Here is an 11538-nt window from a genome sequence, read left to right on the forward strand (position 1 = left end):
AGACTAAAGATTATCTTATCGACATCAAGGAGGTAGACGATGCTACATATAGGGGAAAAAATTGTGATCGTCGAGGACGCCTTTGAGCAGAATCTTCCAATCGGGGAATATGGTTACATTATAGCTTATGACCGCAACCCAGATAATGCATTTGATTATGTCATCCGTGTACCGAAAGTTAATCGTAATTTTTTCGTGCCAAATGATGATGTTGAGCTGGAAGAGAGACTTATGCAACAGGAAGTAGAGCGTACAACGCAGGAAGCGCTAATCGACTATGCACTGGCAACATATAATGAAGATCTTTTTCATCATGTAATGAATGGTAGTCCTGAGATTGTTGAGGAAGGCGAGATGATCTCGGCAGAAGCATTATCCCAGGCAGAATTTATAAAACAGGTCAATCTTCGCGCCTGGATATAGAGGAGTCGGCCTATGCCGACTCTTTTTGCGTAAAGATGTGAAGAATAAGGATGATGGCTGCTTGTGATTGAATTGTGAAAGGTTCTATCCTATAATTATATAGATTATCATGAGACGTAAAGCAGTAATCCTGAACGACTTGAGAAAGAATAGGAGGAACATAAATCACATGAATATAACAACCGAAGATGTTCAACATGTAGCCAAGCTTGCCAGACTTAATCTGAACTCAGAGGAAGAATTGGTATTTACCGAGCAGTTGAATGCCATTTTACAATATGCAGAGAAACTGGATGGATTGGATACGGAGGGTGTTGAGCCAACGACACATGTTCTCCATCTTAGCAACGTTATGCGTGAAGATGAAGAACGGGAAAGTCTATCTATTGAGAAAGTATTCGCAAATGCTCCAGAGGTTGAGGATGGACAATTTAAGGTTCCGGCAATTCTGGAATAAGTATCTTAATATTGAAAGGAGGAATCACAGTTGAGCCTATTTGATTATACATTGACTGAAGTACATAACAAGATGAGTTCCGGGGAATTAACTCCTACGGATCTGGTGGATCAGGCATTTAAGACGATTCATGAGCGTGACGCCCGCGTAGGAGCCTATCTTACACTTGATGAAGAGCAGGCTAGAGCAACAGCCCGAAGACTGGATGACCAACTGAATGCAGGCGGGGAGCGGGGGTTGTTATTCGGATTGCCTGTAGGCGTCAAGGACAACATCGTAACTGAAGGTCTTCGTACGACTTGTGCCAGTCAGTTCCTTAGTAACTTTAATCCTGTATATGATGCTACAGTGACCAAGAAACTACGTCAGGCAGATTCCATTATCCTTGGTAAATTGAACATGGATGAATTTGCTATGGGTGGATCGAATGAAAACTCGAGTTTCCATCCTGTTCGGAATCCATGGAATTTGGAACATGTTCCAGGTGGTTCTAGTGGTGGTTCCGCAGCATCTGTGGCAGCGGGGGAAGCTTTTTTCACACTCGGATCAGATACTGGCGGATCTATTCGTCAACCTGCATCTTATTGTGGAGTGGTCGGTCTGAAACCGACATACGGTTTAGTATCACGCTTTGGATTAGTAGCATTTGCATCCTCATTGGATCAGATCGGTCCCATCACTAAGAACGTGGAGGATTCTGCATATGTGTTGCAGGCTATCGCGGGTTATGATTCCATGGATTCAACATCAGCTAATGTCGAGATTCCTGATTATCTAAATGCTTTAACAGGAGATATTAAGGGGCTTCGTATTGCTGTGCCGAAGGAATATGTAGGTGAGGGTGTTGACCCTATCGTTAAAGAGAAGGTTATGGCCGCGTTAAAGGTACTTGAAGGATTGGGTGCGACATGGGAAGAAGTCTCATTACCACATACAGAGTATGCTGTGGCTACTTATTACTTATTGGCATCATCTGAGGCATCCTCAAATCTGGCGCGTTTCGATGGCGTTCGTTATGGTGTTCGCGCGGAGAACCCTGCCAATCTCCTTGATCTTTATCATGAGTCTCGTAGTCAAGGGTTTGGACCGGAAGTGAAACGACGTATCATGCTTGGTACGTATGCACTAAGTTCTGGTTATTATGATGCTTATTATTTAAAAGCACAGAAAGTTCGTACATTGATTAAGCGTGATTTCGATCAGGTATTTGAGAAGTATGACATTATTATTGGGCCAACTGCGCCAACGACAGCCTTTAAGCTAGGTGCACAGGTAGACAATCCATTGACGATGTATCTAAATGATATTTTAACAATACCAGTAAACCTTGCGGGTGTACCTGCTGTGAGCATCCCTTGTGGTTTCGCAGATGGTCTACCGGTTGGGTTGCAAATTATAGGTAAAGCTTTTGACGAGTCTACGATCTTACGCGTGGCCCATGCTTTCGAACAGCATACGGATTACCATACGAAGCGTCCTAGTATCGTTTCAAAATAGTCGCAAAGCCAATTTTGGAACGATACTACATGTAACGAATCAGATAGAGAAGGAGGGAATAAGACGTGTCTACATCCAAATATGAAACGGTCATCGGACTGGAAGTCCATGTTGAGTTGCATACGAATTCTAAAATCTTCTGTGGCTGCTCTACCGAATTCGGAGCACCACCCAACACCCATACATGTCCTATCTGTCTTGGACATCCCGGTGTATTACCGGTGCTGAATCGCCAAGCGGTGGACTATGCTATGAAAGCAGCGATGGCACTTAATTGTACCATTGCTGACAGAAGTAAATTTGATCGGAAGAATTACTTTTACCCCGATTCACCTAAAGCTTATCAAATATCCCAGTATGATCAGCCGATTGGTGAGCATGGCTGGATTGATATCGAAGTGAACGGAGAGACCAAGCGAATTGGTATAACACGCCTTCACTTAGAAGAGGATGCAGGTAAGCTGACTCATATCGACGGTGGATATGCTTCATTGGTTGATTTTAACCGTGTAGGAACACCGCTTGTCGAGATTGTATCTGAACCTGAAATTTCCTCACCAGAAGAAGCTCGTATATATCTTGAGAAGATCAGAGCGATTATGCAATATTGTGAAGTGTCTGATGTCAAAATGGAAGAGGGCTCATTGCGTTGTGATGCCAATATTAGTCTTCGTCCTTATGGGCAGAAGGAATTCGGCACAAGAGCAGAGTTAAAGAACATGAACTCTTTCCGCGGTGTACAGAAGGGCATGGAATATGAAGAATTTCGTCAAGCTGAAATTCTAGACGATGGTGGCGTGGTCGTGCAGGAAACAAGACGTTGGGATGAAGGACAAGGGAAGACAATCAGCATGCGTGGCAAAGAACAAGCCCATGATTATCGCTATTTCCCAGATCCGGATCTCGTGACGTTGCATATTGATGGTGAATGGAAGCAACGTATTCGTGAAACTATTCCAGAATTGCCAGATGCACGTAAAGAACGATATTCGACTCAATATGGTCTGCCGAGTTATGATGCTGCAGTCATTACGGCATCGAAACCATTAGCAGATTTCTTCGAGGAAAGCTTGAAGTATACTGAAGATGCCAAATCCGTATCGAACTGGATCATGGGTGATCTGTTGGGATATCTAAATAGCAGTAACCTAGAATTGTCTGAAGTTAAAGTGACTGGGCAGGGACTTGGTGAGATGATCGGTCTGATTGAGAAAGGAACGATTAGTAATAAAATTGCCAAAACCGTATTTAAAGAGATGTTAGAAAGTGGCAAGTTACCACAGCAGATCGTAGAGGAACAAGGACTAGTACAGATTAGCGATGAAGGTGCTATCCTTGGCATCGTTGAGCAGGTCGTAGCAGCTAATCCGCAATCTATAGAAGATTATAATGCTGGTAAGCAGAAGGCAATTGGATTCCTAGTGGGTCAGGTCATGAAAGAAAGTAAAGGAAAAGCTAACCCAGCTATGGTTAATAAATTGCTTGTAGAGGTTCTGAGTCGCTAAGGAACCAACTGCGGAAAGGGCTTGTCAACGTTGACAAGCCCTTTTGCCTTGAAGATATACGGCGGGCTATTAGGTGAGAGGGGCAGGGAATAGGATATGATCATGAGACTTTCATTGGATTATGAAGATACGGTACATCAGATATGGCGTCTGCAGCAGGTTGCTTATCGGCTTGAAGCCGAAAGAATTGGATTTCATGAAATTCCCCCGCTGTTGGATACGATTGAAACTCTGAGTGATTGTGGAGAGATATTCTTTGGTGAAGTGGATGAGGATGGTGAACTGTTGGGTGCGTTAGCGATAAGTAGTGAGTCCTCTGGAACGATGACGATTACTCGAATGATGGTTTATCCAGCGCATTTTCGTAAAGGTATTGCAAGTAGGCTAATTCAAAACGTATTAGATCTTCATGCAGAAATCCCTTTGTTCATTGTATCAACCGGTACACGTAATATTCCAGCGTTTACGCTCTATCTGAAGTATGGTTTTATTCCCTTTGATACGTATGAAGTAGCCCCTGGTATAGAACTTACTACATTTCATAGACATTCAGAACATAAGTTAATATCATAACGACTGTGTAAGGGGGTTACGAATTGGTTAATCCATGGATTATTGATGATATTCAAATTTTACTTCGCTTATTGCTGTCGATGGCTCTCGGTGGGGCTATCGGATTGGAGCGGGAAAGGTCCAATCGCGCAGCAGGACTTCGGACACATATTCTCGTGTGTTTAGGATCGACGCTAATCATGATGCTCTCTATTTATGGTTTCTCGGATTTCGTGAATGAAGCGAATATTCGGATTGATCCGGCCCGTCTGGCAGCATCTGTCATTACAGGTATTGGTTTCCTAGGTGCTGGAACGATTCTTTTTACGGGGAAATCAATAACTGGGCTAACGACAGCTGCTTCCGTGTGGGTAGTAGCTGCACTCGGACTATGTGTTGGCGCAGGGTTCTATACCGCGGCGGTTGCTACAACAATTTTAATTCTAATGACATTAATTGTATTTAATAAGATAGAGCTGCGATATATGAAAGGAAATAAATTACATCTGTTGACGATCCACGCCGCAGATTCCGTGGGATTTCTTGATATCGTATCCAAGTTGCTCACGGAGGAGAACTTTACGATTAAAAAAGTGATAGTGAATGAATATAGTAAGGATACTTACGGAGAAATGGGTTCTCAACAGGCCTTTCTTGAACTTTCGATACATGTCATGAGTAAGAATAGCCTTGATTCGATTGGGCTAGCTTCGAAGCTCCGTAGATTAGAAGGGGTCACGATGATATCCTTGGAATAATGTAAACGTAGATATTTACCAGTTACTCTGACATCATATTGCGGTACGATCTATATAAGCATATCCGTAGCTCCTGAATAAAGGTGGAATACTTAAGATGAACTCCATACAACAGCAATCATCCACAACTAAGAAACAGTATCAACTAACCAATAAACGATCTAGAAGGCTGTTTTCTCGTAAACACAAATTTATCGCAGGATTGTTAGCAGCACTTTTACCTGGGCTCGGGCATATTTATTTGGGTTTGTTCCGAAAGGGTGTTTCATTCATATTTGTGCTGATTCTAGACATTTCAGCTCTATTATATTTTTCTTCTGTGGGGATGCATATTAATGTGCCTCTTTTAATCCTTTTGGGATTAATCATACCGATCTTTTATTTCTATAATTTATTTGATGTGCTTCAATCGGCAGACTTTACTATTATTCGTAGTACTGAAGAGACGGAGAAGACTGATGGAAGCAAGCGTGTATGTCGTAACCCATTTGCAGGAGAGAAGGGAGTTTCATTTGGGGTCTTACTTGTGGTCGGGGGGACCGTATTGACGTTATTCCATCAAAAGCCAGTTTGGTTTGAGGATTTCATAGAGCTAAATGGAGATATTACCATCGCCATTGGGTTAGTGGTTCTGGGAATGGGATTATGGATTAGAGAAATGAAAATTCATTGCAAAAGGTAGTTGGATTAGTGCAGGAGGCGATGAGTTTGAAGAATAAGCACAAAATTCGTGTAGGTCGCTATACAGCAGCACTTTTATTAATGGTAACAGGAATTCTGTTGATCATAGATAAAGTGCATGGAAGTGAATATATGCTCCTGTTGCTTACATGGTGGCCTCTATTGGCGGTAACGTGGGGACTTGAATCTATTCTTATCTATATATTGGCGAAGGGACGTAGGAGAGTAACCGGATCATCGTTACGTCTTGATCTGAAAGGACTTTCGTTAGCTATCCTCTTGTCAGCAAGTGTGTTCATTGTGAGTCAACAAGCTCATTATTTATTTTTATGGAATAAGGTGAACTTGAATCTTGCGGCATCTTCCGTAGATTATAGCGAACAAGAGGGTGGGCATTTCAATAAAGAAGTACTGGATATACCTGTTACTATCGACAGTGAGAACATTGTTATTAATAACATTAATGGAAATATACGATTACATCGCGAACCTATTGATAATATCCAAATCTCAACGGAAGTATGGGTGGATCAGATTGAAGGTCCTGAAATTGATGCGATATTTACACAGTCAGTGCTAGAGATTAGTGAAGGGCCTACCCTCAATATTCAAACCAATGGTAAAGCTTATGGACAGTCTGGTAAACGTCAACCACGAATGAATCTCAATATCGCACTTCCAGAGAATAGACGTTTTAACTATGATTTACGAACAATGAACGGAAATATTGTCCTAGATAACGTTGAGGCCATTGAAGACATTAAGTTGGAAAGTGCTAATGGGAGGCTAGAAATTAAAAACGTACTAGGGAATATTCAAGGTAAAACATTCAATGGTATCGTCCGAATAATAAATCTTTCCGGCAATGCAGATATCACTTCTAGTCAAGGGAATATGGAAGCGACAAATACATCGGGTACACTTCGTATGTCGACACAAGTTGGGAATATTACCGTTATACGTGCAGATGGCGATGTAGACATCAGAACGAAGAATGGAAATATGTATGTGAGTCAGCCCCTTATGAATCTTAAGGCAGAATCACTCAATGGGAGTATAAATGTATACGCACATCAAATAGGTGGAAATTGGAATATCTACAGTGCGGTTGGTATGATGGGCCTCAACTTACCATTAGAGGGTAATTACAAGTTGAATGGATCCATTGCCTTTGGTGATATTCATACCTCCATTCCAGCATTCATGATCTATAATAAAAAAATATGGGGAACGATTGGAGAAGGCGACTACACCATTCGTATCGAAGGCAATAGTGACTTAAATGTGAAATCTTTCTAAAACTGCTTTGGATTGTTGTAATTACTTGGGTTTATAGAACTGATTTTATTGACAATCATACAATAATAATATTAATATAAGAATAATACTAATCTATATAAGTGTAAATCCAAAAAGTCAGGTTTTCAGCACCGAGAGGACCGGCTGAATTCAATATTCGATGCCGAATATGCTTCTTGATATACATCGTGATCAAAAGGTGACTTTTTGAACAACCTCTATAAGTGAAAAAAAGGTGGCGGGTTAAATGGGAACGCGAGTCCAACATGCATTGGAACAATTGAAAAATACCGGTGTTCGGATCACACCCCAACGTCATGCAATTTTAGACTTTTTACTGGATTCCATGACTCATCCTACAGCAGATGAGATATACCGTGCATTAGAACCGAAGTTTCCTAGCATGAGTGTAGCGACAGTATACAATAACTTAAAGATGTTTATGGAGTCTGGTATGGTCCGTGAATTGACATATGGGGATTCATCAAGCCGGTTCGATGCGAATGTGTCAGAACATTATCACGTCATTTGTGAACAATGTGGTAAAATTGAGGATTTTATGTATCCTTCTTTGGTGGAGGTTGAGCGCCAAGCAGAGCAAGCTACAGGCTTTCAAGTGAAAGGTTTGAGAATGGAACTTTACGGAATCTGTGGAACATGCAAACCGCACTAAATAGCATTACATTCTAAAACATGCAGATTCCTTTAATAATGAAGGACTCTTCATGTTTTTTTTGTAATGACAATGAATGACTTACGGAGGGTTATCGTATTGAATAGAAACAAACGTAGACGAAACAAGCCAAGAAAAAGGCTATTCAGTATAATGATGGTTATATGTCTATTATCAATTGCTGGTTATTATATATTCACAGAAGTCCTTCCTAACAGACAGCATGTCGAACCTGATTGGGGTGGAAAGGACAGGCCCATCTTCGTACGAGGTGAGTTATTGGAATACACTGCACTGGGGTCGGGTGAAACATTGAAGATTCCATTGCCAGTATTACAAGATATAATTGATCCTCATATTCGATATGAAACGGAGACGGAATCGATCATTCTTACAACAACTGAGAAATTAGTTTATTTAAAAACGGATGAGAAAAAAGCTGAAATAAACAATGAAATAACTGAGTTACGTTTCGCCCCAGAAGAATTTGAGGGGATTATGTACTTGCCTATCGGAGTTCTGAAGGATCTCTATGGGCTTGCTGTCCATGAAGATGTCGACTCAGGTGCAGTTATGCTTATGGAAGCTGGCGAAAGTATTCCTATGGGCGCAGTGACAGTGGGGAGGTCGGATGGAACCATAGCTATGCGTGATGAAAACTCAATTCGCGCACCTATTGTATATGATGTACCTGATGGAACTGAATTGAGGGTCTGGAGTAGCAAAGAAGATTGGTTCTTTGTGCAGTTGGATAATGGCTATACTGGGTATGTTGAGAAGGAACAAGTGGTTATGGGTGATACTAGAATAGTTGAGGTGCCTAAGCAATCAATAACTCGAGCGGAACGAAGTTGGAAAGGGAAGCCGATTAATCTGGTGTGGGAAGCAGTGTACCAGCGGAAGCCCAATCCTGCGTCTATAGGTAAATTACCTGGAGTTAACGTGGTAAGTCCTACCTGGTTCAGTATGATTGATGGCGAAGGGAATGTCCGAAGCCAAGCAGATATTGAATATGTAAGATGGGCACATAAACAGGAAATGGAAGTATGGGGATTGCTCAGTAACAGCTTTGAGCCTGATCTGACATCTGTAGCCATGTCTAGTTTTGAAAGTAGAATAAATGTTATTAATCAAATGCTACATTATGCAGATTTATATGAGCTGGATGGGATAAACATTGATTTCGAGAATGTATATACGAAAGACGGAGATAATATATCCCAATTCGTACGTGAATTAAAGCCTTTGGCGGAAGAAAAGGGACTCATTGTCTCTGTAGACGTGACTCCCAAATCTAAAAGTGAGATGTGGTCGCTCTTTCTCGATCGACAAGCATTAGGTAAAGTAGCTGATTATCTTATTGTTATGGCATATGATGAACATTGGGCCTCAAGTCCTCGGGCTGGATCCGTCGCTTCACTGCCATGGGTGGAAAAGGCTTTGGAACGTATCATCAAGGAAGATCTAGTCCCGCCAGAGAAACTTATTCTAGGGATCCCCTTGTATACGAGGGTGTGGTCAGAAGAGACCAAGGATGGAGAAACGAAGGTCAAGTCCAAAGCAGTGAGTATGGATACTGTAGCGGAGATTATTCGTACTAAGAAACTAACTCCAACTTATCTTGAGGATACGAAGCAGAACTACGTTGAATATACAGAGGATAATGTACTTAAGAAAATATGGATTGAAGATGAAGTATCTCTGAAAGCAAGAGTAGAGCTTGCGAAGTCTTTGCAACTTGGAGGTATTGCCTCTTGGAACAGAAGTTTTGCAAACGATATTGCTTGGCAAACTCTACAATCCATTACTCCATAAGCAAGCTAATATAAATACAAGCTTAATGAAATCATATGTTTATACGATAATTTATAGTGATATAAGAAAAACCGGCTTTCCTTTTTAGAAGGGGAGCCGGTTTTTGAACAATATGCTGAGTAATAAGATTCCTTTAGCCTTTAGAAGAAGACTGGTTTTGTTGAGCTTCTAATGCTTCGGCAGTGATATTTGCTATTGCTGGATCCATAGTAAGTATCGTTCTGCAGAACATACAGCGATCTGTCTGACCTAACATTTTGGTTAACTTACCACATTCCGGGCATTGGAGTTGGACAGCGCTTGTAGATAGCATACCTGCCCAGAAATAAATACCTAGGCTTCCGACCATCGCGATAAGACCAATGATTAGTCCTACAGCTGCAACAATTTTACCTGCTTGACCCCAGAATACGATACCTGCTGTTCCGAGCACCATAAGTCCCATACCAATCATCGTTAGTAATAGTCCCCATGTACGAAATGAATTAATTTTTGCAGATCTGAACATCATAGATTTAATCACCCGATCCATTAGAATAGTATTATTTATTGATAAAGAAGGAACTCATTTGGATATGTAGAAGTATAGTATAACTGAACTAGGGTATTTACGCCAAGTTATGTAATGAGGGAATGGTGGAATGAACGCATATGTTTTTACATTATAAAGATGCATTAGATGAAGAAAGTATCGGGGCCTTTGCGTATGTTCAACAGGATGATAAACTTCAAGGGCCTTTATTTCGAGATTTTGAAATTCAATTACTGGTAGTACAAGAGTTAGAACAGAGTTATTCAAAGATTAACCATGTGATGTATGGAGATATGCGTTGCCAGATAGTACGTATAAGTTATAAGGAACTTAGGGGGAAACTCGTGGCTTGCGAGAAAAGCGATTTAGTGAAGTGCTTGCTGAAGGGAGAACTTATTGCTGATACCGATGATCGTTTGTCCAATCTCCGACTTGAATTCCAGGAGTTTATGCAACCCCTCCGAGATCAGAAGATGTTCCTCGAATTTTCACGGTTCCTCCGTTTATACTTAGAAGCAAAGCGTTACATGGGTGAAGGTCATGTAATGGATGCCTATCATAGTGTCACGGAATCGCTTCATCACTGGGCACGAATTGAACTGATTGAACGGGGGATTCGTCCAGAGTCTCATGTATGGGAGCAAGTCCGTGGTTTGAACACAGCGGTTCATAAACTTTATGAAGAACTAACCGTAAGTAAGGAAACGGTCCAACAAAGGGTTGAGTTAGTGCTATTGGGATGTGAGTTTTCAGTCTTATCTAAAATGGGTGAGTGCTCATCTCTACTTATTAGTGTCATTGGAAGCCGTAATAAGCCATGGAGTATTGAAGAGTTAATCGAACACCCTGAATTGGAAATGGTAAGTGATGAGCTACCGTTAGTACTTCGTAAGTTAGTTTATCGTTCGAAAATTAAAGAAGTACAGGCATTGAGCAGCGTAGGAATAAATAGCAAGCGAGATATCCTTTACAGTACAATATAATTGCGAGTTCAGAAAAGTCGGATGTTCAGCACTAAAAAGTATATGCTACATTTATTAAAACGTTTCAGAAAATTGGATGTAGTAAGGGAGAGGCATATACTCCTCTTCTTTATCTATATTGAAGTATCATAAGTATCATAAATTCGTGTTGGCATTCTGTAAAAGAGGCTGAAGTCGGTATTGTTAAAAATAAAGTTGACTCTTCAGCGGTATCTATGATAAATTATATCTCGCCCCATTAAACAGGAATGACTTTAATTCAAAACAAGCACCAAGACAGAAAAAATAAAGTCTAAAAAAACTTGTTGACAAAATGGCAAGCCACATGATATATTATAGAAGTTGTCGCTGAGACATATTAGC

12 protein-coding genes are annotated in these 11538 nt (G+C 40.9%); 11 read left to right on the plus strand and 1 reads right to left on the minus strand.

What is annotated here, in order from left to right; genetic code table 11:
* The first annotated feature begins 39 nt into the window (after positions 1-39).
* The 10 genes from ACP8HI_RS26900 (at position 40) to ACP8HI_RS26945 (ending at position 9660) form a co-directional block, all read left to right on the plus strand.
* A complete protein-coding gene (locus ACP8HI_RS26900; RefSeq protein WP_438349128.1) occupies positions 40-423 on the plus strand; it encodes an ATPase in 384 nt (127 codons plus the stop codon).
* Positions 424-592: 169 nt separating this feature from the next.
* Entirely contained in the window at positions 593-880 is a 288-nt protein-coding gene (gene gatC, locus ACP8HI_RS26905; RefSeq protein WP_438349129.1) for an Asp-tRNA(Asn)/Glu-tRNA(Gln) amidotransferase subunit GatC, read from the plus strand.
* 30 nt (positions 881-910) lie between these two features.
* Positions 911-2377: an Asp-tRNA(Asn)/Glu-tRNA(Gln) amidotransferase subunit GatA gene (gene gatA / locus ACP8HI_RS26910; RefSeq protein ID WP_438349130.1), complete on the plus strand. Its 1467-nt coding sequence runs from the start codon at positions 911-913 to the stop codon at positions 2375-2377.
* 65 nt (positions 2378-2442) lie between these two features.
* Positions 2443-3882 (plus strand): Asp-tRNA(Asn)/Glu-tRNA(Gln) amidotransferase subunit GatB, encoded by a 1440-nt coding sequence (gatB, locus tag ACP8HI_RS26915; protein ID WP_438349131.1) that lies wholly within the window; start codon positions 2443-2445, stop codon positions 3880-3882.
* Between the two features lie 96 nt (positions 3883-3978).
* Positions 3979-4455, plus strand: coding sequence for a GNAT family N-acetyltransferase (locus ACP8HI_RS26920; RefSeq protein ID WP_438349132.1), 477 nt, complete (start codon positions 3979-3981; stop codon positions 4453-4455).
* A gap of 23 nt (positions 4456-4478) precedes the next feature.
* The gene (locus tag ACP8HI_RS26925) at positions 4479-5192 is read left to right on the plus strand and encodes an MgtC/SapB family protein (RefSeq protein ID WP_438349133.1); all 714 of its coding nucleotides are present in this window, start codon (positions 4479-4481) and stop codon (positions 5190-5192) included.
* 97 nt (positions 5193-5289) lie between these two features.
* On the plus strand, positions 5290-5874 hold the full coding sequence (locus ACP8HI_RS26930; RefSeq protein WP_438349134.1) for a hypothetical protein: 585 nt from the start codon (positions 5290-5292) through the stop codon (positions 5872-5874).
* 26 nt (positions 5875-5900) lie between these two features.
* A complete protein-coding gene (locus ACP8HI_RS26935) occupies positions 5901-7172 on the plus strand; it encodes a DUF4097 family beta strand repeat-containing protein (protein WP_438349135.1) in 1272 nt (423 codons plus the stop codon).
* 247 nt (positions 7173-7419) lie between these two features.
* A complete protein-coding gene (perR, locus tag ACP8HI_RS26940; RefSeq protein WP_438349136.1) occupies positions 7420-7845 on the plus strand; it encodes a peroxide-responsive transcriptional repressor PerR in 426 nt (141 codons plus the stop codon).
* Between the two features lie 156 nt (positions 7846-8001).
* Positions 8002-9660: a glycosyl hydrolase family 18 protein gene (locus ACP8HI_RS26945; RefSeq protein ID WP_438352010.1), complete on the plus strand. Its 1659-nt coding sequence runs from the start codon at positions 8002-8004 to the stop codon at positions 9658-9660.
* 133 nt (positions 9661-9793) lie between these two features.
* Here ACP8HI_RS26945 and ACP8HI_RS26950 read toward each other — a convergent pair whose 3' ends face one another.
* Complete coding sequence (locus ACP8HI_RS26950; protein WP_438349137.1) at positions 9794-10171, minus strand: YgzB family protein; 378 nt, start codon at positions 10169-10171, stop codon at positions 9794-9796.
* Between the two features lie 140 nt (positions 10172-10311).
* Here ACP8HI_RS26950 and ACP8HI_RS26955 point away from each other — a divergent pair, with 140 nt between their 5' ends.
* Positions 10312-11175, plus strand: a complete 864-nt coding sequence (locus tag ACP8HI_RS26955) for a nucleotidyltransferase-like protein (protein WP_438349138.1) — start codon at positions 10312-10314, stop codon at positions 11173-11175.
* Positions 11176-11538: the final 363 nt, after the last annotated feature.

The organism is Paenibacillus sp. FA6 (genome assembly GCF_051550225.1).
Classification (GTDB): Bacteria; Bacillota; Bacilli; order Paenibacillales; family Paenibacillaceae; genus Paenibacillus_AQ.

Coding starts and splice junctions, on each gene's coding strand:
- ACP8HI_RS26900 (WP_438349128.1), top strand. CDS start 40: ATGCTACATATAGGGGAAAAAATTGTGATCGTCGAGGACGCCTTTGAG.
- gatC (WP_438349129.1), top strand. CDS start 593: ATGAATATAACAACCGAAGATGTTCAACATGTAGCCAAGCTTGCCAGA.
- ACP8HI_RS26920 (WP_438349132.1), top strand. CDS start 3,979: ATGATCATGAGACTTTCATTGGATTATGAAGATACGGTACATCAGATA.
- ACP8HI_RS26930 (WP_438349134.1), top strand. CDS start 5,290: ATGAACTCCATACAACAGCAATCATCCACAACTAAGAAACAGTATCAA.
- perR (WP_438349136.1), top strand. CDS start 7,420: ATGGGAACGCGAGTCCAACATGCATTGGAACAATTGAAAAATACCGGT.
- ACP8HI_RS26945 (WP_438352010.1), top strand. CDS start 8,002: ATGGTTATATGTCTATTATCAATTGCTGGTTATTATATATTCACAGAA.
- ACP8HI_RS26950 (WP_438349137.1), bottom strand. CDS start 10,171: ATGATGTTCAGATCTGCAAAAATTAATTCATTTCGTACATGGGGACTA.
- ACP8HI_RS26955 (WP_438349138.1), top strand. CDS start 10,312: ATGTTTTTACATTATAAAGATGCATTAGATGAAGAAAGTATCGGGGCC.